The organism is Flavobacterium sp. 20NA77.7, assembly GCF_031326205.1.
Lineage (GTDB): Bacteria > Bacteroidota > Bacteroidia > Flavobacteriales > Flavobacteriaceae > Flavobacterium > Flavobacterium nakdongensis.
Genome location: NZ_CP133721.1, coordinates 1,540,929 through 1,565,798, shown reverse-complemented (window position 1 = coordinate 1,565,798; position 24,870 = coordinate 1,540,929). Strand labels below are relative to the sequence as shown.

Annotated in this window: 20 protein-coding genes and 2 tRNA genes; 14 read left to right on the top strand and 8 right to left on the bottom strand. The window is 32.3% G+C overall.

What is annotated here, in order from left to right; genetic code table 11:
- The first annotated feature begins 247 nt into the window (after nucleotides 1–247).
- Together gyrA and RF683_RS06965 are read left to right on the top strand one after the other, a co-directional pair.
- On the top strand, nucleotides 248–2,806 hold the full coding sequence (gene gyrA, locus RF683_RS06970; RefSeq protein ID WP_309531616.1) for a DNA gyrase subunit A: 2,559 nt from the start codon (nucleotides 248–250) through the stop codon (nucleotides 2,804–2,806).
- Nucleotides 2,807–2,903: 97 nt separating this feature from the next.
- Nucleotides 2,904–3,983, top strand: a complete 1,080-nt coding sequence (locus RF683_RS06965; RefSeq protein WP_309531615.1) for a tetratricopeptide repeat protein — start codon at nucleotides 2,904–2,906, stop codon at nucleotides 3,981–3,983.
- Between the two features lie 35 nt (nucleotides 3,984–4,018).
- Here RF683_RS06965 and RF683_RS06960 read toward each other — a convergent pair whose 3' ends face one another.
- Both RF683_RS06960 and bshC read right to left on the bottom strand, forming a co-directional pair.
- Nucleotides 4,019–6,853: a GH92 family glycosyl hydrolase gene (locus tag RF683_RS06960; protein ID WP_309531614.1), complete on the bottom strand. Its 2,835-nt coding sequence runs from the start codon at nucleotides 6,851–6,853 to the stop codon at nucleotides 4,019–4,021.
- A 49-nt stretch (nucleotides 6,854–6,902) separates the two neighbouring features.
- Nucleotides 6,903–8,495, bottom strand: coding sequence for a bacillithiol biosynthesis cysteine-adding enzyme BshC (bshC, locus tag RF683_RS06955; RefSeq protein WP_309531613.1), 1,593 nt, complete (start codon nucleotides 8,493–8,495; stop codon nucleotides 6,903–6,905).
- A 74-nt stretch (nucleotides 8,496–8,569) separates the two neighbouring features.
- Here bshC and RF683_RS06950 point away from each other — a divergent pair, with 74 nt between their 5' ends.
- A complete protein-coding gene (locus RF683_RS06950; protein ID WP_309531612.1) occupies nucleotides 8,570–10,762 on the top strand; it encodes a B12-binding domain-containing radical SAM protein in 2,193 nt (730 codons plus the stop codon).
- Here the strand turns inward: RF683_RS06950 and RF683_RS06945 are convergent, their stop codons facing one another.
- Nucleotides 10,763–11,239 carry a GyrI-like domain-containing protein gene (locus RF683_RS06945; protein ID WP_309531611.1) on the bottom strand — a complete coding sequence of 159 codons (477 nt, stop codon included), beginning with the start codon at nucleotides 11,237–11,239 and terminating at the stop codon, nucleotides 10,763–10,765.
- A gap of 110 nt (nucleotides 11,240–11,349) precedes the next feature.
- Between RF683_RS06945 and RF683_RS06940 the strand changes: the two genes are divergently transcribed.
- The 5 genes from RF683_RS06940 to RF683_RS06920 are packed head-to-tail and all read left to right on the top strand — an operon-like array spanning nucleotide 11,350 to nucleotide 14,383.
- Nucleotides 11,350–11,742, top strand: a complete 393-nt coding sequence (locus RF683_RS06940) for an OB-fold protein (protein WP_309531610.1) — start codon at nucleotides 11,350–11,352, stop codon at nucleotides 11,740–11,742.
- A gap of 13 nt (nucleotides 11,743–11,755) precedes the next feature.
- The gene (locus tag RF683_RS06935; protein ID WP_309531609.1) at nucleotides 11,756–12,625 is read left to right on the top strand and encodes a DUF5777 family beta-barrel protein; all 870 of its coding nucleotides are present in this window, start codon (nucleotides 11,756–11,758) and stop codon (nucleotides 12,623–12,625) included.
- Between the two features lie 10 nt (nucleotides 12,626–12,635).
- A complete protein-coding gene (locus tag RF683_RS06930) occupies nucleotides 12,636–12,992 on the top strand; it encodes a cytochrome c3 family protein (protein WP_309531608.1) in 357 nt (118 codons plus the stop codon).
- 5 nt (nucleotides 12,993–12,997) lie between these two features.
- On the top strand, nucleotides 12,998–13,528 hold the full coding sequence (locus tag RF683_RS06925) for a YceI family protein (RefSeq protein ID WP_309531607.1): 531 nt from the start codon (nucleotides 12,998–13,000) through the stop codon (nucleotides 13,526–13,528).
- 9 nt (nucleotides 13,529–13,537) lie between these two features.
- A complete protein-coding gene (locus RF683_RS06920) occupies nucleotides 13,538–14,383 on the top strand; it encodes a T9SS type A sorting domain-containing protein (RefSeq protein ID WP_309531606.1) in 846 nt (281 codons plus the stop codon).
- A 5-nt stretch (nucleotides 14,384–14,388) separates the two neighbouring features.
- On the opposite strand, the gene RF683_RS06915 is transcribed toward RF683_RS06920, so the two are convergent.
- The 5 genes from RF683_RS06915 to RF683_RS06895 all read right to left on the bottom strand — a co-directional run bounded on the left by RF683_RS06915 (nucleotide 14,389) and on the right by RF683_RS06895 (nucleotide 20,041).
- Entirely contained in the window at nucleotides 14,389–15,390 is a 1,002-nt protein-coding gene (locus RF683_RS06915; protein WP_309531605.1) for an FAD:protein FMN transferase, read from the bottom strand.
- Between the two features lie 95 nt (nucleotides 15,391–15,485).
- The gene (locus RF683_RS06910) at nucleotides 15,486–15,722 is read right to left on the bottom strand and encodes a YdcH family protein (protein WP_309531604.1); all 237 of its coding nucleotides are present in this window, start codon (nucleotides 15,720–15,722) and stop codon (nucleotides 15,486–15,488) included.
- 142 nt (nucleotides 15,723–15,864) lie between these two features.
- A complete protein-coding gene (gene rimO, locus RF683_RS06905) occupies nucleotides 15,865–17,175 on the bottom strand; it encodes a 30S ribosomal protein S12 methylthiotransferase RimO (RefSeq protein ID WP_309531603.1) in 1,311 nt (436 codons plus the stop codon).
- Nucleotides 17,176–17,425: 250 nt separating this feature from the next.
- Nucleotides 17,426–18,964 carry an OmpP1/FadL family transporter gene (locus tag RF683_RS06900; RefSeq protein ID WP_309531602.1) on the bottom strand — a complete coding sequence of 513 codons (1,539 nt, stop codon included), beginning with the start codon at nucleotides 18,962–18,964 and terminating at the stop codon, nucleotides 17,426–17,428.
- Between the two features lie 36 nt (nucleotides 18,965–19,000).
- Nucleotides 19,001–20,041 carry a hypothetical protein gene (locus tag RF683_RS06895; protein WP_309531601.1) on the bottom strand — a complete coding sequence of 347 codons (1,041 nt, stop codon included), beginning with the start codon at nucleotides 20,039–20,041 and terminating at the stop codon, nucleotides 19,001–19,003.
- Nucleotides 20,042–20,137: 96 nt separating this feature from the next.
- Between RF683_RS06895 and proS the strand changes: the two genes are divergently transcribed.
- The 6 genes from proS (at nucleotide 20,138) to RF683_RS06865 (ending at nucleotide 24,855) form a co-directional block, all read left to right on the top strand.
- Nucleotides 20,138–21,616, top strand: coding sequence for a proline--tRNA ligase (proS, locus tag RF683_RS06890; RefSeq protein ID WP_309531600.1), 1,479 nt, complete (start codon nucleotides 20,138–20,140; stop codon nucleotides 21,614–21,616).
- A gap of 276 nt (nucleotides 21,617–21,892) precedes the next feature.
- Nucleotides 21,893–21,964: transfer RNA gene (locus RF683_RS06885), tRNA-Glu, on the top strand.
- A gap of 21 nt (nucleotides 21,965–21,985) precedes the next feature.
- Nucleotides 21,986–22,057, top strand: a tRNA-Glu gene (locus RF683_RS06880).
- A 153-nt stretch (nucleotides 22,058–22,210) separates the two neighbouring features.
- Complete coding sequence (gene rpsT, locus RF683_RS06875) at nucleotides 22,211–22,462, top strand: 30S ribosomal protein S20 (protein WP_309531599.1); 252 nt, start codon at nucleotides 22,211–22,213, stop codon at nucleotides 22,460–22,462.
- Between the two features lie 77 nt (nucleotides 22,463–22,539).
- A complete protein-coding gene (gene typA / locus RF683_RS06870) occupies nucleotides 22,540–24,339 on the top strand; it encodes a translational GTPase TypA (protein ID WP_309531598.1) in 1,800 nt (599 codons plus the stop codon).
- 78 nt (nucleotides 24,340–24,417) lie between these two features.
- Complete coding sequence (locus RF683_RS06865) at nucleotides 24,418–24,855, top strand: hypothetical protein (protein WP_309531597.1); 438 nt, start codon at nucleotides 24,418–24,420, stop codon at nucleotides 24,853–24,855.
- The last annotated feature ends 15 nt before the right edge of the window (nucleotides 24,856–24,870 follow it).

Below are 24,870 nucleotides of genomic sequence, written 5' to 3'. Positions count from 1 at the left end.
AAAATCATTAAAAAATCTCTTGTAAAATTACTAAAATAAGTGCGGCTATACAATAGGGCTACTTACATTTGCTAATTGACAAAAAAAAAATGAAAAATAAAAATCTTAGCTGTTTTATTTTATTAAAAAAACAACTAATAATTGTTGATAAGTATTTGAATTTTATTGATAATTAGTAGTCAAAAAAAAGCAAAATATCGTATATTGGCACGTTTTATAAAATCGAATAAAAATTAAATAAATACGTATGTCTGAAGGAGAAAAGTTAATACCAATTAACATTGAAGACGAAATGAAGTCAGCCTACATCGATTATTCGATGTCGGTAATTGTATCTAGAGCACTTCCTGATGTGAGAGATGGTTTAAAACCAGTGCATAGAAGAGTTTTATATGGAATGTATGAACTAGGAGTGCTTTCAAATAGATCTTATAAGAAATCTGCTAGAATTGTTGGGGAAGTATTAGGTAAATATCACCCACATGGCGATACATCGGTATATGATGCTATGGTTCGTATGGCTCAAGAATGGAGTTTAAGATATTTAATGGTTGACGGACAAGGAAACTTTGGTTCTGTCGATGGAGATAGCCCCGCTGCAATGCGTTATACTGAGGCTAGAATGCAAAAAATATCAGAAGACATGTTGGCAGATATTGAAAAAGAAACTGTTGATTTTCAATTAAATTTTGATGATTCTTTACAAGAACCAAAAGTATTACCAACACGTGTTCCAAATTTATTAATCAATGGTGCTTCTGGTATTGCTGTAGGTATGGCGACAAATATGCCTCCTCATAATTTAACAGAAGTTATTGATGGGACATTAGCTTATATTGATGACAATGAAATTGAAATCGATGAGCTAATTAAATATGTTAAAGCTCCTGATTTTCCAACAGGGGGTGTTATTTATGGGTATGAAGGTGTTAAAGAAGCCTTTAAAACGGGTAGAGGAAGAATCGTTATGCGTGCCAAAGCTGGTTTTGAAGAAGTAAATGGTAGAGAATCTATCATTGTTACTGAAATTCCTTACCAAGTGAATAAGGCTGAAATGATTAAGAAAACGGCTGATTTAGTAAATGATAAGAGAATTGAAGGAATCTCTACCATTAGAGATGAATCGGATAGAAATGGTATGCGTATTGTGTATGAACTAAAACGCGATGCTGTTCCTAATGTGGTGCTCAATACACTTTATAAGTATACACAATTACAATCATCATTCAGTGTAAATAATATTGCTTTAGTTAATGGAAGACCACAAATGTTGAATCTTAAAGATTTGATTCATTATTTTGTTGAACACCGTCATGAAGTAGTTGTTAGAAGAGCACAATACGATTTACGTAAGGCTGAAGAAAGAGCGCATATCTTAGAAGGATTAATTATTGCTTCAGATAATATTGATGAAGTAATTGCATTAATTAGAAGTTCTAAAGATGGAGACGAAGCTAGAACAAAATTAATAGAGCGTTTTAAACTTTCTGAATTGCAAGCGCGTGCCATCGTTGAAATGCGTCTACGTCAGTTAACAGGTCTAGAACAAGATAAGTTAAGAGCTGAATATGACGAAATAATGAAATTAATTGCACATTTAAAAGAATTACTAGCGAGTAAAGAATTAAGAATGCAATTAATTAAAGATGAATTAAACGAAATTAAAGATAAATATGGTGATGCACGTCGTTCTCAAATTGAATATGCAGGTGGCGATGTAAGCATTGAAGATTTAATTGCCGATGAAAACGTAGTAATTACTATTTCTCATGCAGGTTATATTAAACGTACCTCATTATCTGAATACAAAACACAAAATAGAGGTGGAGTTGGACAAAAAGGTTCAGCTACTAGAGATCAAGATTTCTTAGAACATTTATTTGTAGCTACAAACCACCAATATCTATTGTTCTTTACACAAAAAGGAAAATGTTTCTGGATGCGTGTGTTTGAAATTCCTGAAGGAAGCAAAGCAAGTAAAGGTAGAGCAATTCAAAACTTGATAAATATAGAGCAAGACGACAAAGTAAAAGCATTTATTTGTACACAAGATCTTAAAGATGAAGAGTACATTAACAATCACTTTGTGATTATGGCTACTAAGCAAGGCCAAGTGAAGAAAACGCCTTTAGAACAATATTCTCGTCCACGTCAAAATGGTATAAATGCTATTACAATTAGAGAGGACGACGAATTAATTGGAGCAAAATTAACCACAGGTAACAGCCAAGTGTTAATTGCAGTAAAATCAGGAAAATTAGTTCGTTTTGAAGAAGAGAAAACACGCCCAATGGGTAGAACTGCTTCTGGAGTTAGAGGAATAACTCTAGCTGATGCCAAAGATGAGGTAATTGGAATGGTTTCAGTTGATAGAGATCAGGTTAATGAATCTCAAATTTTGGTTGTTACTGAAAACGGATATGGAAAACGTACCCGCGTAGTAGATGAAGACGGAGAAGATGTGTACAGAATAACAAATCGTGGAGGTAAAGGTGTTAAAACATTGAACATCACAGAAAAAACAGGTCAATTAATTTCTATTAACGATGTAACAGATGAAGATGATTTAATGATTATAAATAAGTCTGGATTAACAATAAGAATGAAAGTATCTGACTTACGTGTAATGGGTAGAGCAACTCAAGGAGTTCGTTTAATTAATATCAAAGGAGCAGATTCAATTGCAGCGGTCACGAAAGTAATGCGCGAAGAAGAGTCAGATGAAGATATTGATGCGGACTACATTGATGGAGAGGCTACGGATGTAAATTTTACTCCCGATACAGATAGTGAAGTACAAGAGTAAGCAATAATAAAGCCCAATTTTTATTGGGCTTTTATTTATAAACAAATTTTAGTTAAGCAATTTTATAGGTATAAATAAACAAAATAATTATCTACATATGAAAAAAGTGATTTTCTCAATAGCATTATTTACTACTGTTTTTTCATTTGCTCAAAAAGATGAGTTAAAAGTATTAAAAAAGTTATATGCTAAAGATAAATTAACTGTTGAAGAATATTCTCAGTTTAAAGAAACATTAACAAAATTAGAAAGTGTAGCTTCTTTAGAAGAAGATAAAATTTCGGTTGAATTTTATAAAGGAATGTCTCCGTTATTGCAATTATCAACTCTAGGAGAACAACCCTCTCCTGCTCAAATTGCAAAAATTATGAATCCAAGTTCTTTAAATCAAATTGTTAAGGGCATAAAAAATACTTTAGATTTTGAAACTAAATCAGGGAAGAAAGTTTATACAGATGATATACATGAAACGTTGAATTGGTTTAAACCTATGTTGCAACAATCTGCTTTAATGCTTAATGATGCTAAAAAATTTAAAGAAGCTAGTGTATTATTTTATAATTTATATCAACTCGATACCAATGATGTTGCTAATTTAGAAAACGCTGCAATTTTAGCAGTTCAAGGAGATGATTTTGAATTAGGGAGTACCTACTACAAAGAAATCCAAAAAGTTGGTTTTAAAGGATCGGGATTGCAAAAATTCCAATCGACTGAATTAGATGTAGCTAAAATTATTGCTTATATCTCGTTTCAAAAGAAGGATTATGAACAAGCAAAAAAAGATTATGCTTTGGTTAATCAATTAAATTCTGACGATGTTGAATCTCAGATTAATGAAGCAAACTGTTATTATTATTTAAACGATTTAACTACCTATAAAGCTAAAATCAGCGCAGTACTTGCTAAAGATCCAAACAATGCAACATTGCAATTTAATGTAGGTTATTTAATGCTTTCTGATGATGCTAAGTTGGTGGAAGAAATTAATGCCAATTTAAAAAATGATAAAAAATATAATGAGTTAACGGCAAAAAGAAAGGAAATGTTTAAAAATGCTATGCCTTACTTTGAAAAGTCCTATCAACTCGATGCATCCAATGCAGATTGTAAAGCCATACTTAAAACATGTTACGAAATTTTAGGTATGAAAGACAAAGCGGCAATCCTAAAATAAAAATAAAAAACCCTAACATTTGTTAGGGTTTTTTATTACTTAATTGTTATTTCATCTATAAAAATAAACGCATCACCGCCAAAACCTTGATGCCATTCTGGTAATTTTCCGAAATTTTTGGCGATTACTTTCACATATCGCGTTTTTGTTGAAGCTTGCTTGCTCATAAAATCTAAAATTATATTTGTACTAATTTTAGGATCGAGTGTATTCTCTACCGAACCAAATAAAGTATAATGTACATTGTCTTCCGAAGTGTAATACTCCACTTTTGTTGGCATTAAAATCCACGAACGTTGGTCTTGTAAAAAGCGTGCCGAAACCTCCGAAATGTTTTTCATCTCTTGTAAATCTACAATCGCTTCAAAATCCTGACTTTGGTAGCCTTGCCAATCGCCTTTACGCCAATTTTCAGTACCTAAAATGCCATCTAACAAGCCTTCTGGACCACCAGCGTGATATTGCGGATTGTATTTCGATTTGATGTCAATAGTGTAGTTATTTGGCTTTTTGAAGAAGGTTGCGGAAATGGTGTCGCTGTATATAGCTGTACTTTCAGTAAAAAATTCCGAATAAGTATATGTTTTTGTAAAAGCATATATTTTTGTAGATTGAGTAATTAGTAGAGGTGATTTATACTCAATAAATTTCTGTTTTTTATCAAAAGAATAAAATATCTTTCCACTTGATTTATATGATTTTAATATTAATTTATGATTAGAAATAAATGATTTATTCTCAGCGTCTATTATTGGTACAATTCCATTTTCATTACCCCAAGATGAGTGTGCAAGTGCTTTTACCCAATCATTTAATTCGTAATTAATAAAATAGGCATCATTTTCTTGAATTTGAGGTAAATAAACTATTTTATTTCCTAAATTTATTTTGATGCTTTTAAAGCTAGCTTGAGTAGTATTAAAAAATTCTTGCCCCGGAGTTACTTGATAAATCCCCATCGAACTCAACACATACCAGGCACTCATTTGCCCGCAATCTTCGTTTCCAATTAAACCATCGGGTGTATTGGTGTAAAAATTATTTAAAATATACTTGACTTTTGCGGTCGTTTTTTCTGGTTTGCCTACATAATTGTACAAATACGCCATATGGTGACTTGGTTCGTTTCCGTGTGCGTATTGCCCAATTAAACCCGTAACATCAACTTGTTCTCTTCCTGTTGTTTTGCTTTCGCTGTTGAACATTTCGTCTAATTTGGCTTCAAATTTTTCCTTTCCTCCATAGGCTTGAATCATGCCGTAAATATCTTGTGGTACGAAAAACGAATATTGCCACGAATTACCTTCGGTAAAATTATTGTTGACTTCTCTTGGGTCAAACGGTTTGTCCCAACCGCCATTTTTCCTTGGACGCATAAAACCCGTTTCCCAATCGAAAATATTCTTCCAGTTTTGTGAACGTTTCATGAAATAGTGATAATCTTCTTTCTTGTTTAAAAGTTTTGCCATTTGGGCAATACACCAATCATCATACGCATATTCCAACGTTTTAGAAACGCTTTCGTGTTCGTCGTCCATTGAAATGAAGCCATTTTTTTTGTACGCGTCAAGTCCTAAAACATCGCGCATCGCGGAGGCTTTACTGGCTTCAAAGGCTTTTTCGTAATCAAAACCAGTAATACCTTTTACCATCGCATCTGCAATTACAGAAACGGAATGATAGCCAATCATACAATCGGTTTCATTAGAAGCCAATTCCCAAACAGGCAATCTGCCGCCTTGTTCATATTGTTTAATGAACGTATTGATGTAATCGGCAGTTCTTTTTTTATCAATCAATGTATATAACGGATGTGCTCCTCTAAAGGTATCCCAAAGTGAAAAAACCGTGTAATAATCAAATCCTTCAGCTGTATGAATTTGGTTGTCTCTACCACGATATTTTCCGTCCAAATCTTGTGCAATATTCGGTTGCATCATCGTGTGATATAAAGCCGTATAGAAAATGGCTAACTTGTCTTTATCATTTGAAGTTACTTCAATTTTTGATAATTCCTTGTTCCAAAGGGTTTCTGCTTCTTTCTTAACTTTTTCAAAATCCCAATGGTTGATTTCGGAACTGTTTAATTTCGCTCCTTCATAACTCGTAGGCGAAAGTGATACTTTTACTAGAATTTTTTCACCTTTTTTGACTTGTTTTGAGAAACTTAATGCCAATTCAGTTCCTTTATATATTCCTTCTAACTTAGTGTTTTCCTTGTTTACTTCTTTAACCAGATTGACTTTCAAAGGTACATTAAATTCAATTTGAGCATACACATATTGATCTCTTGCCCAAGCCTCGCTTCTTCTCAAAATTTCAATAGTTTTTTCATCAATTACTCGAATTCTTCCTTCCAAAAGCTTATCGCGATGATTCAAATCTAAGATAATATTAGCTTGACCGTCTTTATTAAACGTATATTCATGAAAACCAACGCGGGTTGAGGTTGTCAAACGCACATCGATATTGTGTTTGTCTAATTTCACGGAGTAAAATCCAGCGGAAGCTTTCTCAGTGGCATGCGAAAAAGTAGACGCATACACTTTAGTATCAAATGAAGGTACGCCCATCGTTGGCATCAATAAAATATCTCCGTAATCGGAAACACCGGTTCCGTTTAAGTGTGTATGAGAAAATCCGTAAATTACATTATCAGAGTAATGATAACCAGAACAGCCATCCCAACTACCATCAATACGCGTATCTGGGGACAATTGTACCATTCCATAAGGCACAGTTGCACCAGGAAAGGTATGTCCGTGACCGCCGGTTCCAATAAATGGGTTGACATAGTGTGCAAAATTTGTATTTTGAGCTACACTAAATTGTAAACAAAGAATAAATAGGGTGAAATATACTTTTCTCATAATTGAAAATTTTTCTATTAGTAATGTATAAAGAAGAAAAATGATATACTTAAGGTAATGTAATGATATTAAAATTTTGCGCTAACGGATTTAATTTTTGGAATAATTGGTCAATAAAATCTGGACCATAATCCATGTAAAATTGACTAAAATTAAGTTGTCTTTCTTGTAAGGAGTGGTTGGGAAATAATTCGTTTTGTAAATGTTTTACTAGTTGAAGTAGCTCTTCATGTTTTCTTTTTTCGGCTTTTAATAATCGTTTTTCAAGATTTTCCAAACCTTTAATTTGTTTGATTTCTTGTGCTTTTACAGCGCCAATAAATGATTTATCTGTTTGATTTGCAATTTCATATAATTGTTTAAATTGCGTTTCAAGATGTTGTTTTTGTAAAGAAAAATCAATGTTATGCTGAGAAATACGCTTAGTTACATCATTTAAAAGTTGTTGTTGTGGCAAAAATAAATCAGCAGTCTGTAATTCTAATTTTTTTATTTTTTTGGCTTGTTTTTCGGATACAAGTAATACGGAATTACGCAAGACGAGTATAGGAAAACAAACCTTAAAAGCATTGAAGTTAGTTTTTAATTGCAGCCAATAGGCTAATTCTCCGCCACCTCCTACATAGGCTAAATTTGGCAAGATAACTTCCTGATACAAAGGACGTAAAAGCACATTTGGACTAAAACGTTCGGGGTAATTTTCTACTTCTCTTTTAAGTGCTTCCGGCGAAAATTGAATCGTTGTTTGATGCACTTTATAACAATTGTCTTCAAAAATAATACGTTCGCGAAGTTCTTTTTGCAAATAAAACAGATTAATTTCCCTTGGATTAACTTGTACGTTATACTTGCTTAGTTGAAGGTTGGTTTGCGAAACTTCTTTATAGGTTGTTTGATGGTTTAGTTCTTGTAATAGGTAAGGGGTAAATAATTTTTTTAAACCAGTAGCATTACCATCAATAATTACTAATCCATGTTCTTTAAAAAGTTCGTTTACTAAAAAACGTGTAGCATCGGCTAAATTGTCATGAGAAAGGTAACTTTGCGAAAAAAGTTTTTGTAAATAAACAGCGGCTTCACTTTGGTTTAATAAAGCAAAAAATTGTTGTGCCACTTCGTCTAATCCTTCGGTGCTTAATTCGCCAACAGCTCCTGCAACTTGTTTTTGCCAAGTAAATGAATTTTCTTGAGTTTTGAAATGATTTATTTCTTCAAAGTCATGGTCTTCAGTTGCCATCCAATACACAGGAACAAAATGATAAGCAGGATATTTTTCTTGTAATTGTTTGCACAAATTTAGTGTAGAAACAATTTTGTAAATAAAATAAACAGGCCCTGTAAATAAGTTCAGTTGGTGTCCTGTTGTAATCGTAAATGTATGGGTTTCTTTTAGTAATGAAATATGGTTGGCGGTTGCTGTAGAAGTAACCGTTTCTTTATATTGCTTTTCTAATTCGTTGACTAAAACACTTCGTATATTTGAATTAAATGTAACTGCTTTTTCTTCAAGTTGCGCTTTAAAATTTTCAAGTGTTGGAAATCGATGATACAGTGAGTTTACATCAGATTGTTGATCTAAATAAGCTGTAATCAATTTTGAAAAATAGCCTGATTCTTGATAAGAAATACAGTCGTTTTGCATCTTGTTTTTTTTGTAAAAATACATATTTTTTGATTGCTAATATTAAAGTATATTTGTAAAAATTTGAAAATATTTTGAAAGACATTCTTCTTATAACGCCTCCTTTCACACAGTTAAATACACCTTATCCTGCTACGGCATATATTAAAGGGTTTTTAAATGCGAAGAGTATTACTGCTTTTCAGGCTGATTTAGGGATAGAAGTAATTTTAGAATTATTTTCAAAAAGAGGATTAGCTTCTATTTTTGATGAAATAAAAACGGTTGCAAATTTTCAATTCCCATCGCATAATTCAGAACGAATTTTTGCCTTGCGTAAGGATTATATTGCAACCATTGATGCTGTGATTGCATTTCTTCAAGGAAAAAATTCTTCATTAGCACGTCAAATTTGCAGTGGTAATTTTTTACCGGAGGCTTCACGATTTGAACAAGTAGATGACATGGAATGGGCATTTGGCGCAATGGGTTTACAAGATAAAGCAAAGCATTTGGCAACGCTTTATTTAGAAGATATTTCAGATTTTATTGTTGAATGTATAGACGAAAATTTTGGTTTTAGTCGTTATGCAGAACGTTTAGGAAGAAGTGCCAATTCTTTTGATGAATTGTATGCCTATTTGCAAGAAACGCCTACGTATATAGACGAAATTACCTTAGAATTACTAAAACAAAAAATTGAATTAGTACAACCTAAATTGGTTTGTTTTTCTGTGCCTTTTCCAGGTAATTTGTATAGTGCTTTTCGCTGTGCCCAATTCATAAAAAGTAAGTATCCTGCAATCAAAATTGCTATGGGTGGCGGTTTTGCAAATACGGAGCTTAGAGAAATTAAAGACAAAAGAGTATTTGAATTTTTTGATTTCATTACGTTAGATGATGGCGAATTGCCAGTGGAACTTTTGATTTCTAATATTCAAAATCCAAATTCCAAAGAATTTAAACGTACTTTTTTATTAGAAAATGATGAAGTAGTTTATAAGAATAATTCGATTCGTCCTGATTACAAACAAAGTGAAGTAGGCACACCTGATTACTCAGATTTACTATTAGATGCTTATATTTCTGTTATTGAAATGGCTAATCCTATGCACAGCATGTGGAGTGATGGTCGTTGGAATAAATTGACTATGGCTCATGGTTGTTATTGGGGTAAATGTACTTTTTGTGATATTTCATTGGATTATATTAAAATTTACGAACCCATTCATGCTACATTGATAGTAGATAGAATGGAGCAATTAATAGCACAAACAGGAGAAACAGGTTTCCATTTTGTAGATGAAGCCGCGCCACCCGCTTTAATGAAAGAAATAGCGCTAGAAATTATAAAGCGAAATTTAGTGGTAACGTGGTGGACAAATATTCGATTTGAGAAAAGTTTCACTCCCGATTTGTGCATGCTTTTAAAAGCTTCGGGTTGTATTGCTGTTTCGGGTGGTTTAGAAGTCGCCTCAGATCGATTATTGCAATTAATACAAAAAGGAGTGACAGTTGCTCAAGTTGCTCAAGTAACTAAAAATTTTACCGAAAGCGGCATTCTCGTTCACGCTTATTTAATGTATGGTTTTCCTTCTCAAACAACGCAAGAAACTATTGATAGTTTAGAAATGGTACGTCAACTTTTCGAACTTGGGGTTGTGCAATCGGGTTTTTGGCATCAATTTGCCATGACGGCACATGCCCCTGTTGGTTTAAACCCAGAAGCATTTGGTGTTTTACCAGAATATAAGTCCATAACATTTGCTAATAATGACATTCAATTTAAAGATACAACAGGGATTAATCATGACCAATTTAGTTACGGACTAAAAAAAGCATTGTTTAATTATATGCATGGAATTGGTTTTGACTTTGACTTGCAGCAGTGGTTTGATTTTAAAGTACCTAAAACAACTGTTTCATCTTTTTATATTCAATCTTGTATAGAAGAACAAGCGGATTTTAAAATGAAACCCAATGCTAAAATAGTTTGGTTGGGTTCTATGCCAAAAGTGCACATCTATTCAAAATCTAAAAAAGGAAATACATGGGAATTAATGCAGTTAGATTTTCATTTTAAAACACAAAATATTAGTATAGATTTAGAACTTACCAAAGGGGAGTGGCTTCTAAAACAATTAGTTAAAATGAATTCAAACATAGACAAACTAATTACTTTGCAAGAGTTGAAGGTGAGTTATGAAGAACAGTTTGAAGATTTTGAATTGTTTTGGTTCTCAAAGCCTATAATACAATTGCGACAAATAGGTTTGTTGACAGTTTAATTAAATTATAGGTATCCAAACTTCTTCTTCTGAATCTGGATTTTCATGGCCTAAATAGGCATCTCCTAATACTTCAAAATGGGGTCTATTTTCTAGTTGGTAGCCTGATTTTGGAAGCCATTCACCATAAATATATTGAGCAGTTTGTACAAACATTTCGGTAGTTCCTTTGTGTAAAAATACGGCATATTTTCCAGCCGGAATTTCAATTTTTTGAAACCCCTCAGGGATTGTGTCAAAATTTTTCACTTCTACAGCTGCCCATTTTGTAAAGGGTGTAAAGGGTGTGAAATTGCTAAAATAGTCTTCTGGGTAAATTTGTAAAGAGAATAAGTCAGCACTAACAACTTGTTGAACTTCATTTAATCGGGGCATTAATTGTTTCCAGATTTCTTGCGTTTTATTTTCTACTAAGGACATTTCTATATAAAATCCAATTAATTTTTTAGCCGGTTGTTCAATGATTTTTGGTAACATGAAAATATATTTTAACTTCAAATGTAATAAAGCTTTGCGTAAAAAAATCAAAAATGTTTTTTTTATTTTGATAGTTATAAAATATATTTATATTTGAATAAAAATAAATTATGACAAATAAAACGAAACTTATTATTGTTTTTATTGCCCTTTCTGTAGTTTTAGGTTATTTTTCTTTTAACTATATTATGTATGGTGGTGCACGCGATATTCAAAAAGAAGAGTCTGCTTACAACGTTTCTTCTAAAGCTATCATTGAAGAATTTTCTAAAAACACAAATGCGGCTACAAAAAAGTATATTGACAAGTCTATTGAGATAAAAGGAGTTATTACAAGCGTAAATGACAGTCTTGTTTCTATTGATGAAAGTGTTATATGTAAGATGAAAGAAATAAGCAAATCTTCTTCAACTGTAGGAAAAAGTGTTAGCGTGAAAGGAAGAATAATTGGGTTTGATGATTTGATGGAAGAAATCAAATTAGATGAATGTGTAATAAACTAAATATAATTATAAAATGAAATTAATTAAATTTTTATCAATTTTACTATTCTTTTTAGCTAGTAATTTTGTTAGTGCTCAAGACGATTTATTGAATCAACTTGATTCAGTTCAGACAAACCAAAAACAAATTGAATCAGCTACATTTAAGGGGCTGCAAATTTGTAATATTCAGTCAACAAAACTCCCAGTTAAAGGAGAATTTTACTTTTTGGTATCCCATCGTTTTGGAGATCTTTCAAATGGATTTCAAAACTTTTTTGGACTAGACAACGCCTTGACAAAAATTTCAGGGATTTATGGGGTAACAAATTGGTTATCATTAGGTATTTCTAGGCATACATTTAACAAAACATATGAAATTTCAGCTAAATACAAGTTGTCAAATCAAATAAATAACGGTTTTCCATTTACAATTGTAGGCTATAATACCATGGATATTAATAGTGATTTAAAAAAAGCTACAAGCCCAGATTTACAATTCACAAATAGATTAGCTTACACCACTCAGTTGCTAGTTTCAAGAAAATTTTCTGAAAAATTCTCGTTAGAATTAGCACCAATATATGTTCATAAAAATTTATATGATGGTATTTTAGATCAAAAAGATTTATTTTTAATGGGGGCAGGGGCAAGATATAAACTGTCTAGAAGAATTAGTTTAAACGTTGATTATGCTGCAAGATTAAACCTGCCAGAAGATTTTAATTCTCCTTATCATAATCCCCTAACTTTTGGTTTAGATATTGAAACTGGAGGTCACATATTTCAATTGGTGTTCTCAAATAGCCAAGCTATGAATGATGTATCATATTATTCAAATGCTACTGGTAAATGGTTTGATAGAGGAATGTTTTTTGGTTTTAACATGTATAGAGTTTTTTAATTTAAATAAGATGAAAAAGAAAGTACTATTAAATATAATTGTTTTAGCAACAATTTTTGTTTCATGTGAGTCTAAGACTTATGATGAAATTTCTAAAGTAACAAATCCTAAATACGAAGCAAATATTAAGCCAGTAATGGATTCAAAATGTACAAGTTGTCATAGTCCTTCAGGTACTCAACAACCCTATCTTACTTCATATGCTGAAGTTAAAGATGCTACTCAAAATGGGGTTTTGTTGTGTATTATAGATAATCCTTCAAGTTGTTTTTATGGAAATAACATCATGCCTCCATCAGGCAGAATGCCTCAAACAACAATAGATATGATTAATTTATGGGCCATTAATGGATATTTAAATCAATAAATAAGATGAGAAAAATAGTATCGATAGTATTTATACTACTAAATTTAAGTGTTGCTTCAGCTCAAAAACTTATCACTAGAAACGGAGAGATTAAATTTGAAGCTTCAATGCCAACTTTTGAAGAAATTTCAGGAACAAACAATACGGCATCTTGTATTTTTGATAAGTCTACAGGAGATATAGCTGTTTTAGCATTGATTAAAGGATTTAAATTTAAGTCCCCACTAATGGAAGAGCATTTTAATGAAAATTATATGGAAAGTGATAAGTTTCCTAAAGCTACTTTTAAAGGAAAAGTGTTAAGTTTTGATGCTTCTAAAACTTCTGGCACCTATGATGTAGAAGGTGATTTAACCATACATGGAGTAACAAAGAAAATTAAATCTAAAGTAAGTTTTACCAATGCTAATAAGAAAATGAGTTGTTCGTTTTCCGTAAAACCACAGGATTATGGTATTGAAATTCCTAGTTTAGTGAAAAATAAAATCGCACAGAATATTAAGATTGTACTAGATTTTGATTTACAAGCAAAATAAGATTATCCGATGAAAAAAAATATAATTTTTAAAATAATAGCATTATTGTTAATTCATAATATTAATTACGCACAAACAGATGGTATCTTAACTTTTTCATTTAACCAACCTCAACCTACAAGTCCTGCTCCAAATGCTGGTATAAAGTGTGTGTTAGGAATATGGATTGAAGATAATGCAGGTAATTTTGTTAAAACGAAACGAAGAAATATTGGTACAAGTACAAAAGATCACTTGCCAACATGGGCTGTTAAGTCGGGAGGTACATTGTCAAATGCACTAGCTGCCGCATGCAATGTTACCGATGCTACTTCAGGCGCTACATTAACATCTTCATCTACTCCACCAGCATTTGGAGCAAGATCAATTACTTGGGATGGTAAAAATGTAGTTGGTACTGTAAATGGAACTACTGTTGCGGACGGAATATATAAAATTTGGATAGAAAGTTCTTGGGTAGATTCTGGAAGTAATAATCATAATGAATTAATTAGTTTTTCTTTTACTAAAGGTCCAACAGCTGTTCATTTAACGCCTACTGGTGATACTTATATTAATAACGTTGTATTAGACTGGGCACCCTCTTTAATGACTGCTGAAACCTTTAATGATGCTCAACCCTTTGCTGTGTTTTATCCTGTTCCAACAACTGGCTTGTTAAGTATGGATGTTAAAAATGAAATTGATACCATTAAAATATTTGATTTGTCTGGTAAGTTGGTTTATTTTGAAGAAATTAAAGCAATAGTAAATGAAACAAAACAAATTGATTTATCTAATTTAGAGTCAGGAAATTATGTTGTTTCTGTTTCTAATGCAAAAGGAACTTCAAGTTATGAAATAATAAAAAAGTAAAATAATTAATTTTCAAATTCAAGCCATTTGTTGATTTGAGAAGATTTATAAATAGTAAAATTGCCTATTTCATCCGAATAAATGAGATAGGCTTTTATTTTTTTATTTTTTGCCAAAAATAACTTTGCTTTTTCTAATCCCATTACTAATATTCCAGTGGCGGTAGCATCTGAGGTAATGCCTTTTTTTGAGAGTATGGTAGCACTTAATAAATTATTTTTAGTTGGATATCCCGTTTTTGGATCTATGTGATGTGCATATTTAATGCCGTTTTCTTCAAAATATTTGCGATAATTTCCAGATGTTGCAATAGCCATATTTTTTAATTTAATAATTGCTTTTAATGGATTGTTACTAGTAGAATTATCAATAGGTTCTTCAATTCCTATTTTCCAATAATCTCTATTTTTCTTTTTCCCTTTTGCATACACTTCACCGCCAATTTCAACAATAAAGGATTTGCATTTTTTCTTTTTTAAGAAATTTGAAATTACATCTACAGAATATCCTTGCGCAAAAGCATTAAAATCTAATGAAACTCTAGGGTCTTTTTTAATTATTTTATGTCCTTTTAGCTCAATTAATTTAAAGTCAACAAATTTTAAAATGGAATCTATTTTTTTAGAATCTATTTTTTCTCTTTTATTCTTCCAAAATCCCCAATAACTCACAAGGGGTTGAACTGTAGGGTCAAAAGCACCTTCTGTTTGTTTCCAAATTTTTTTGGCTTTTTTAAAACAGGTAATAAAATAGTCATCTACATCTACTGTTTGGTTTGTGTTTATTTTTGAAATAATAGAGTTAGGATTATAAGTAGAAACAGAAAAGTCAAAATCTAATAGTATTTTTTCAATTTCAGCTTTAAAATTTCGATTTTTTTTATCATAATAACTGATGTGGTAGGTAGTTCCTTGTGTAAACCCCTCAATTTTTATTAAATTATTTTGTGCGATAGTAGAATAAAAAAACAGTGAAATGATTAGGATATGGAATGGGCTGTTCTTCATGTTACATAATATACAGTTAAGATTATCAAATATAAAAAAAATCCTTTTATAATGCTATAAAAGGATTTTAACTAAAACTAAAATGAATGCCAATACTAGTGAGCGACTAAAAATTGATATATTTCATCTTTTAAATGAACACGTTTCACTCTTAATTCGTGTAATGCTTCGTCTGAAGCTGGTTCAGAATCACTTTCTACTCTAAATATTTCATGTTCTAATTCATCAAAATCATGAAATAATTTTTTAAAGTGTGTGTTTTCTGTTTTTAAGGTATTTATTTTTCCCTCAAATTCAGGAAATTCTTGTGTTAAGATGTGCTTTGTAATCATTTGTTTTGAGTTTAAATTGCTATACTCAAAATTACAATCAAAAAAACGCTTTCGATATGACAAATGTCATTTCAACTAAAAAATCTTTATTAAGTAGTTTGTTGATTTTTATGAAAATTCAATTTGAAAATATATTTTTCATTTAAATTGGTTCAGCATACAAATCAAATTCTGTAGCATCTGTAATTTTTAATTGCACAAAATCGCCGGTTTTTAAATAATATTTTGATGCATCTACCAAAACTTCATTATCCACATCAGGACTGTCAAATTCTGTTCTGCCTATGAAGTATTGACCTTCTTTTCTGTCAATCACACAGGTAAAAGTTTGTCCAATTTTTTCTTGATTTAATTCCCATGAAATTTGTGCCTGAATTTCCATAATTTCATTTGCTCTAGCTTGCTTTACTTCTTCAGGTACATTATCTTCTAAAAGATAAGCATGTGTGTTTTCTTCATGTGAATAAGTAAAACAGCCTAATCGTTCAAAACGCATTTCCGTCACCCAATTTTTTAATAATTCAAAATCTTCCTCTGTTTCTCCAGGATAGCCTACAATTAAGGTCGTTCTAATTGCCATTCCCGGGACTGCTTTTCTAAAATCGTGTAATAATTGAGTTGTTTTTTCATAGGTTGTACCACGACGCATCGATTTTAAAACGTTATCTGAGATATGTTGCAGAGGTATATCAATATAATTGCAAATTTTTGGTTCCCGTTTCATTAATTCTAATACATCCATTGGAAAACCTGAAGGAAAGGCATAATGTAAGCGTATCCATTCTATACCTTCTACTTTTACTAAAGCTTCAAGTAATTCGGCTAAATTTCTTTTTTTGTATAAATCTAAACCGTAATAGGTTAAATCTTGCGCGATTAAAATTAATTCTTTAACGCCGTTTTTGGCTAACTTTTCAGCCTCAATCACTAAATTTTCAATAGGTGTAGACACGTGTTTACCTCGCATTAATGGAATCGCACAAAAACTGCAAGGACGGTCGCAACCTTCAGCAATTTTTAAATAAGCATAGTTTTTTGGAGTTGTAGTTAAACGTTCGCCTATTAATTCATGTTTATAATCTGCGCCTAATGCTTTTAATAATAAGGGTAATTCTGTTGTTCCAAAAAATTGATCTACATTCGAAATTTCTTTTTCTAAATCAGGTCGATAACGCTCAGATAAACAACCTGTAACAAACAACTTATCTACTAAACCTTGTTCTTTTTTTTCTGCATATTCTAAAATCATATTTACCGATTCTTCTTTTGCATTATCAATAAAACCACAGGTATTAATAACTATAATATTTCCTTCATCTTCTAAAGCTTCGTGAGTAACTTCCTTGCCATTTGCTTTCAATTGTCCCATTAATATTTCGCTATCATATACATTTTTTGAACAACCTAATGTAATCACATTAATTTTATTGCTTTTTAAAGATTTTGTTCTCATATGATTTTATTTTTTTCTTAAAAATGACTGCAAAATTACAATTTTCTTTTTGATTAGTAGCACAAACTTTTTTATTTACAGGCTTCCTGTCGCGTCATTCGCTCTATAAAAAAGACCATTGACATGTCTTTTTTGATGTCGCTACTCCCGCGGCTAGTTATGACTTTTGTGTTTTTATATGATAAATAGTAAAACGAAAAACGCTTACAAATTAATTGTAAGCGTTAAAAATATACTTTGAATTAATTAGTTAAAAATTAATCACATAGGTTAATGTTACATTGTTATTTAAGCTATTAATAGCTGCTCTATCATTTAAGCCTGAAGTTAATAATGCCTCTGTACTGCTTCTTTTGCTGTTTGTATAAGAAATATCTAATCTAGAATCTCCAAAATTATAACCTAATCCACCAGAATAACTTGTCAAATCACCAATGGTAGTTTTGTTTTTAAATGGACTTTGTTCAAAACGATAACCTCCTCTTACACTCCATTGTTTAATTTTATATTCTCCACCTATTCTTAATTCATAAGTACTAGATAATACAGTGCGCATTTGGTTGTTTAAAGCGCTGTATAACTCATCGTTTTTAGGTTTAAATTTAGTGTTCTCATAATTTTTATAGGTATAATCAACACTCAATAAACCAGATTTGCCAAAAATGTAAGCAAAACTTCCGGTTACTTTACTAGGTGATTGTATTTTATATACTGGATAGATATTTACAATACCTGGATTAATATCGTAAGTAGATATAACATTGGCATTTATTACCTCTGTTTGTAGACGTTGTGTTAATTCATCGGTAAAGCGGTACCAAGTAGGACTTTCATAAGATAAACCAATTCTGGCATTTTTTTGTACTTTGTATATTGCACCTAGATTAATAGAAAACCCTGACCCATATGTGTACAATTGATTATCAAATCTTGCGGCTCTAACTGTTGAACCGCTAGTATAAACTGGATTTGTATTGCTTTCATATAAAGAAGACTTTCTAGTGTAATCAGAAAACATGAAATTCAAATTCATTCCTAAATACAATTTATCTTCATAGGCTCCTGAAAAATTGGCAGTAAATTTACCATTATAGCCTTTAGAAGAAATAGTATTTCTGTGGAAGTAGTTTCCTCCAATAGGAACATTTGTCATATAGTCATTTGTTGCGCTTGTAGATGTATTTTCGTCAAACATATAGCCTTGGTAGCCTAACATTGCCTGTTGTGCGTTAAACTGCCCTTCTTCTCCCAAGTAAGCATACAAGTCACTAATGGTTTCTCCGGATTGTAAAGCTAAGTAACTAACATCAATTCCTTGTGCCTTATCTAAAAAATAAGCGCCAATTGAGTTGGTAGGGTTTAAACCTTCGCTTACAAGGTAGTTGTCAAGATTATTTGCATTTTCATAATTTAATCCTAATGTAAGTTTATTCCATCCTGATTTTTTAGAATAATCATTAAAAACAAAAACAGCTCCTATTTGATTAATGTCAAGTGTATTGTCATTTTTTTTGGCTGTTCTACCAAAATAGGTAGCGGTGTTACTTACATTAAAACTACTTAACGATAAGGAAGCTTGATTGTGGTTAAATATAGAAGAACCTGCTGGATTGACATTGATAGCAGATAAATCACCTCCCACAGCTCCAAATGCACCTCCCATTGCTCTAAAACGAGCTGAGCCATTTAAATTTTCTACGCTATAACGTAAAGCATCAGCTATTGTTGTTTCTTGTGCGTAACCAGTTAATGATCCTAAGAAGATAAATGATAATATTGTTTTTTTCATTTTTTTGCTATTAGTTTGACATGCTTATATTCCAAATTAACCTCTACGACCTCCGCCGCCTCCGCCGCCAGATCTTCCTCCGCCTCCGAAACCGCCTCCGCCTCCGAAACCTCCAGATCTACCTCCACCTCCATAATCAGAGTTTCTAGGTGTTGAAGGATAAGTATTAGTTCTCGGTTCAACGGTTCTTGGTTGACTTGTTGTTCTTGGTTCAACTGTTCTCGGTTGGGTGGTTGTGTTTGGACGAGGTGTTCCCGTTCCATTCGTATCATGAGAATAAACTCTAGGCTGTGTGGATCTAGGCTCTCCAATTGTTGTACTTCTAGGTTGTCCAATAGTTACAGGTCTTGGTGTGCCAGTGTCTCTTCTTGGTGGTTCCATAACGCTTGTACCACTTCTTCTTCCACCTCCATTATACTGTCTGCCTGAAGAATAATCTGATCCATTTGCAAAGCCGCTAACACTTCCTCTTCTTCCGTGGTTGTATGCAATGTGGTTTCCGCCATATCCATAGCCGCCATACCAACCATTCCACCCCCAGTTGTTATAAGGACCATAATAGCCATAATAGCCACCATACCAATTGTTCCAACCCCAGCCCCAATTGTTGCCATAATAGCCGCCATACCAGTTATTCCAGCCCCAACCCCAATTGTTGCCATAATAACCACCATACCAATTATTCCAGCCCCAAGAATTGTAGTATCCGCCCCAACCCCAATATGGATTGTTATTATATACGTTAACTACCACATTACTTTGATTGTTTCCCCAACCTGCGTAATTCTGTGTTTGTGTTTTTACAGTATCTACAGGAGTAGAATAGTTGTTTACATCAGTAAAAGTTTCATTTGTAGTATATTCTTCTCGCATCGATTGAAATTGTGCAGCATACTTACTTGTATTTGCAGTTTGCTCTTGATAAACTACTTTTTTAGATGTATCTGCGCCATAAACGCCATCATTATCATAATAAGATGAATTTTGGTATGAACCACACGAATACAGTGCGATAGAACCAACAAATAGCATTAAAAATCTATTCGTTTTTAGGGTTGAAAGGTAATTTGTCATCATATATACAATTTTTTATTGTTGGTCATTGCAAAATTAATTAGTTTTGTCGGACTAAATTAATACAAATTAAACAATTTTTGTGCCAAATTAACAATAATGAGTAAAAAATTAACATCTAGAACAGAAGATTATTCCAAATGGTATAACGAATTAGTGGTTAAAGCAGATTTAGCTGAAAATTCTGGAGTAAGAGGGTGTATGGTTATTAAGCCTTACGGATACGCAATTTGGGAAAAAATGCAAGCCCAATTAGATAAAATGTTCAAAGAAACAGGACATAGTAACGCGTATTTTCCTCTTTTTGTTCCTAAAAGCATGTTTGAAGCAGAAGAGAAAAATGCTGAAGGTTTTGCAAAAGAATGTGCAATTGTAACTCATTATCGTTTAAAAAATGATGAATTAAATCCAGGAAAATTAATGGTGGATCCAAATGCTAAACTAGAAGAAGAACTTATTGTTCGTCCTACTAGTGAAGCCATTATTTGGTCCACATACAAAGGTTGGGTGCAATCTTATAGAGATTTACCGTTATTAATTAATCAATGGGCGAATGTAGTGCGATGGGAAATGCGTACGCGTTTATTTTTGAGAACGGCAGAGTTTTTATGGCAAGAAGGACATACGGCTCATGCTACACGTCAAGAAGCTATTGAAGAATCTGAAAAAATGATGCACGTATATGCTGATTTTGTTGAAAATTTTATGGCAATTCCTGTAGTAAAAGGATTGAAAACCCAAACAGAACGTTTTGCCGGTGCAGAAGAAACCTATTGTATAGAAGCATTGATGCAAGACGGAAAAGCGTTACAAGCAGGAACATCTCATTTTTTAGGTCAAAATTTTGCAAAGGCTTTTGATGTAAAATTTGCAAATAAAGAAGGAAAACAAGAATTTGTTTGGGGTACATCTTGGGGTGTTTCTACGCGATTGATGGGCGCTTTAGTAATGACACATTCTGATGATAATGGATTAGTATTGCCTCCAAATTTAGCACCTATACAAGTTGTGATTGTGCCTATTCATAAAACAGACGAACAATTAGAAGCTATTTCTTCCCAAATAAATGATTTAATGGCCGATTTACGCAAAGTAGGAGTGTCTGTTAAATATGACAATAGAGATACACACAAACCTGGATTTAAATTTGCAGAATGGGAATTAAAAGGAGTTCCTGTTCGAATTGCTATTGGTCCAAATGATTTAGAAAATGGTACCTATGAAGTAGCAAGAAGGGATAATTTATCTAAAGAGGTTGTTTCAAAAGAAGGTATTGTTCTTTATTTACAAAATTTATTAGCACAAATACAAACAGATTTGTACCAAAGAGCATTTGATTACAGAAATACACATATTACAGAAGTAAATAGTTGGGATGAATTTACTTCAGTATTAGAAACGAAAACCGGATTCCTCTCAGCGCATTGGGATGGTACTGCAGAAACAGAAGAAAAAATTAAAGAATTGACAAAGGCAACCATTCGTTGTATTCCTTTGGATAGAGTAGAAGAAGTAGGTAAATGTGTCTTCACTGGAGCGCCTTCAAAGGGTAGAGTTTTGTTTGCTAAAGCGTATTAAGAAATTTGAAGATTTGAAAATTCAATGTGATGAATAGATTTGCTTTGCGAAACTTTGTGGAAATTTTGTATGTTTTGTGATATAGCTAATCAGTTTGGGGATGAAAGAAATTGACGAATTCGAGATTAAGAATTTGAAGATTGCTGAAATCAAAAAAAGGCATATAAATATATCATTAAGCGGAGGTTTTCAAAAAAACTGAAAATTTTCACATTAGGCCTTGCAGAAATAAAAAATAGTTGTATTTTTGCACTCGCATTACAAAAAATATGTAATGGCCCGTTCGTCTATCGGTTAGGACGCCAGGTTTTCATCCTGGTAAGAGGGGTTCGATTCCCCTACGGGCTACAATAAAACAACAGGTCAAATGGCCCGTTCGTCTATCGGTTAGGACGCCAGGTTTTCATCCTGGTAAGAGGGGTTCGATTCCCCTACGGGCTACAAATTAGTTGTAAAATAGTTTTATAAAATAAGAAGTTAGTGTCTCAATTTTTTATTTTATTAGTTAAAACCAAAGTGATTTTTATAATTGTGGGAGGTTTTTCTTTTTTAACTAATAGTTTATATAAATTATTACAATTAAATTAAAAGAAAATGGCAAATCATAAGTCAGCTTTAAAAAGAATTAGAAGCAACGAGAAAAAAAGAGTGTTAAACAGATATCAGCACAAAACTACACGTAATGCTATCAAAGCAATACGTTTAGCTACTGATAAAGTTGATGCTGCTGCAAAATTACCAATCGTTATTGGTATGATTGATAAATTAGCTAAGAAGAATATTATTCATGGTAATAAAGCTTCAAACTTAAAGTCAAAATTGACAAGACACGTTAACGCTTTATAATACCAAAAGCAAAAGATAATTAGAGCTCTCATTTGAGAGCTTTTTTTATATTTTATATATATTTTAAAAAAAAGAATATGACTCCAATTAGAAATATCGCAATTATTGCTCACGTTGACCACGGTAAAACGACTTTGGTTGATAAAATTATGTACCACTGTCAATTGTTTCGTGAAAATGAAAATACAGGTGATTTAATTTTAGATAACAACGATCTTGAAAGAGAAAGAGGCATTACAATTGTGTCTAAAAACGTTTCGGTTATTTATAAAGGAACAAAAATTAACATTATTGACACACCTGGTCACGCCGATTTTGGTGGAGAGGTAGAGCGTGTATTAAATATGGCTGATGGAGTACTTTTGTTAGTAGATGCCTTTGAAGGGCCTATGCCACAAACGCGTTTTGTACTACAAAAAGCCATTGATTTAGGCTTAAAACCGTGTGTGGTTATTAATAAAGTAGATAAAGAAAACTGTACACCAGAAGAAGTGCATGAAAAAGTGTTTGATTTAATGTTTGAATTAGGTGCGGAAGAATGGCAATTAGATTTTCCAACTGTTTATGGTTCTGCTAAGAACAATTGGATGTCTCAAGATTTTAGAAATCAAACTGAAAGCATTGAGCCTTTATTAGACATGGTATTAGCTCATGTACCAGCACCAAAAGTTTCTGAAGGAACACCACAAATGTTAATTACATCATTAGATTTTTCAAGTTTTACAGGACGTATTGCTATTGGACGTTTACAACGTGGAGAGCTTAAAGAAAATCAAAATATCTCTTTGGTAAAAAGAGACGGAAAAGTGATCAAATCAAGAATTAAAGAGTTACATATTTTTGATGGGTTAGGTCGTAAAAAAGTTGAAAGCGTTATTGCTGGAGATATATGTGCGGTAGTAGGTATTGAAGGATTTGAGATTGGTGATACAATTGCCGACTTTGAAAATCCAGAAGCGTTACAGTCCATTGCTATTGATGAGCCAACAATGAGTATGTTGTTTACGATTAATGATTCACCATTTTTTGGTAAAGAAGGAAAATTTGTTACGTCTCGTCACATTAAAGATCGTTTGACTAAAGAATTAGAAAAAAACTTAGCTTTACGTGTGAATGAAACAGATTCAGCAGATAAATTTATGGTATTCGGACGTGGTGTATTACACTTATCTGTATTAATAGAAACCATGCGTCGTGAAGGCTATGAATTGCAAATTGGTCAGCCTCAAGTAATCATCAAAGAGATTGATGGTCAAAAATGTGAACCAATCGAAGAATTAACTATTGATTTACCAGAAAATGTTTCAGGTAGAGCTGTAGAATTTGTTACCGTTCGTAAAGGAGAAATGTTAAGCATGGAGCCTAAAGGAGAACGTATGATTATAAAATTTAATATTCCATCGAGAGGAATTATTGGTTTAAGAAATCAATTGCTAACTGCAACGGCGGGTGAAGCGATTATGTCACACCGTTTCTTAGAATATCAACCTTTTAAAGGCGAAATTCCAGGTCGTTTAAGTGGTTCTTTAATTTCTATGGAGAACGGTAAAGCAATTCCTTATTCGATTGATAAATTACAAGAACGTGGTAAATTCTTTGTTGATCCTAATGAAGATATTTATGAAGGACAAGTAATTGGTGAAAATTCTCGTGGAGATGATATGGTAGTTAACGTTACAAAAACTAAAAAATTGACTAACGTACGTTCATCAGGAGCTGATGATAAGGCTAGAATTATTCCAGCTATCAAGTTTTCGTTAGAAGAAGCTTTAGAATATATTCAAAAAGACGAATATGTTGAAGTAACACCAAAATCATTACGTCTACGTAAAATTTACTTAAACGAGAATGACAGAAAACGTTATAAAATAGACTAAATTAGTGTATAAATAATTTTAAAAAACCACGAAAATTTCGTGGTTTTTTAGTTTACCTTTGTTTCAAATAAAATTAGGATGGAATTACATTTACAACACGGAATAGACAGGTTACTCTTTGGAATGACACAAAAATATGTTGAAGCATTATGTGGCAAGCCAAATAGTACGTTTAAAGATGACGAAGATAATATTGTTTACGTGTACAATAAAGAAAAAATGAAGCTTACGTTTTATGCACAAGAAGATTTCCGTTTAGGGTATATGACGATGTCTAATCCTGAGTTGACTCTTTTTGCTAACAAAATTGTACATCAACCCTGGGACATGGTGAATGGTAATTTGGCATTGCAAAAAATTACCAAATTTGAAGCTACAGACGAAGACGGTGTAACGATGTATTTTAATGAAGACAATTGGTTACTACTATTTGTAGAATATGATGAGGTGGTAAGAGTAGAATTAGGGGCTGTGATTAATGATAAAGACGAATTTAGTTGGAAGTTTAATGAGTAATAAAAAAGGTCTGAC

Bases quoted from the DNA above. Each gene is read 5' to 3' on its own strand.
- RF683_RS06930 (WP_309531608.1), top strand. From the start codon at position 12,636: ATGAAAAAGAAAGTACTATTAAATATAATTGTTTTAGCAACAATTTTT.
- rpsT (WP_309531599.1), top strand. From the start codon at position 22,211: ATGGCAAATCATAAGTCAGCTTTAAAAAGAATTAGAAGCAACGAGAAA.
- RF683_RS06960 (WP_309531614.1), bottom strand. From the start codon at position 6,853: ATGAGAAAAGTATATTTCACCCTATTTATTCTTTGTTTACAATTTAGT.
- RF683_RS06915 (WP_309531605.1), bottom strand. From the start codon at position 15,390: ATGAAGAACAGCCCATTCCATATCCTAATCATTTCACTGTTTTTTTAT.
- RF683_RS06945 (WP_309531611.1), bottom strand. From the start codon at position 11,239: ATGTTACCAAAAATCATTGAACAACCGGCTAAAAAATTAATTGGATTT.
- RF683_RS06965 (WP_309531615.1), top strand. From the start codon at position 2,904: ATGAAAAAAGTGATTTTCTCAATAGCATTATTTACTACTGTTTTTTCA.
- RF683_RS06935 (WP_309531609.1), top strand. From the start codon at position 11,756: ATGAAATTAATTAAATTTTTATCAATTTTACTATTCTTTTTAGCTAGT.
- bshC (WP_309531613.1), bottom strand. From the start codon at position 8,495: ATGCAAAACGACTGTATTTCTTATCAAGAATCAGGCTATTTTTCAAAA.
- proS (WP_309531600.1), top strand. From the start codon at position 20,138: ATGAGTAAAAAATTAACATCTAGAACAGAAGATTATTCCAAATGGTAT.
- RF683_RS06895 (WP_309531601.1), bottom strand. From the start codon at position 20,041: ATGATGACAAATTACCTTTCAACCCTAAAAACGAATAGATTTTTAATG.
- RF683_RS06920 (WP_309531606.1), top strand. From the start codon at position 13,538: ATGAAAAAAAATATAATTTTTAAAATAATAGCATTATTGTTAATTCAT.
- RF683_RS06940 (WP_309531610.1), top strand. From the start codon at position 11,350: ATGACAAATAAAACGAAACTTATTATTGTTTTTATTGCCCTTTCTGTA.
- RF683_RS06900 (WP_309531602.1), bottom strand. From the start codon at position 18,964: ATGAAAAAAACAATATTATCATTTATCTTCTTAGGATCATTAACTGGT.
- gyrA (WP_309531616.1), top strand. From the start codon at position 248: ATGTCTGAAGGAGAAAAGTTAATACCAATTAACATTGAAGACGAAATG.
- typA (WP_309531598.1), top strand. From the start codon at position 22,540: ATGACTCCAATTAGAAATATCGCAATTATTGCTCACGTTGACCACGGT.
- RF683_RS06925 (WP_309531607.1), top strand. From the start codon at position 12,998: ATGAGAAAAATAGTATCGATAGTATTTATACTACTAAATTTAAGTGTT.
- rimO (WP_309531603.1), bottom strand. From the start codon at position 17,175: ATGAGAACAAAATCTTTAAAAAGCAATAAAATTAATGTGATTACATTA.
- RF683_RS06910 (WP_309531604.1), bottom strand. From the start codon at position 15,722: ATGATTACAAAGCACATCTTAACACAAGAATTTCCTGAATTTGAGGGA.
- RF683_RS06865 (WP_309531597.1), top strand. From the start codon at position 24,418: ATGGAATTACATTTACAACACGGAATAGACAGGTTACTCTTTGGAATG.